General features: G+C 42.0%; 1 protein-coding gene. It reads left to right on the top strand.

Annotated features, from left to right (window positions below; translation table 11 throughout):
* Positions 1-293: putative Ig domain-containing protein (locus AN214_RS22815; protein ID WP_161805718.1), on the top strand; the 293-nt coding region annotated here is incomplete at both ends.

The raw sequence follows: 293 nt of genomic DNA, 5'->3' as shown, positions 1-293 counted from the left end.
CGTGTTGTTGACTTTGAACAAACGGGTGTACAGGACGTTCAGTTAGTGATCACAGATGGCTACTTTTATGAAAATGTTGAGTACTCATTAGATGTGAACCCAATTTTACAGATAATTAAACCGGACCGATGGAACCGATTACGTGCATTTTTTGGTAAAGAGTTTGTTTACCAAGTTGAAGTAGACTATTCAGGCAATGGCGCTTTAACGTATGAAATCTCGCATGGCCCCGATTGGTTATCTATTGATGAAGCTACAGGGGTGATCAGTGGCACCGTACCTGAACCACAACG

It is taken from the genome of Pseudoalteromonas sp. P1-9, from assembly GCF_001399975.1.
Lineage (GTDB): Bacteria > Pseudomonadota > Gammaproteobacteria > Enterobacterales > Alteromonadaceae > Pseudoalteromonas.
Note: the sequence above shows the minus strand (reverse complement) of the source record. Positions and strands in the feature narration are given on the sequence as shown.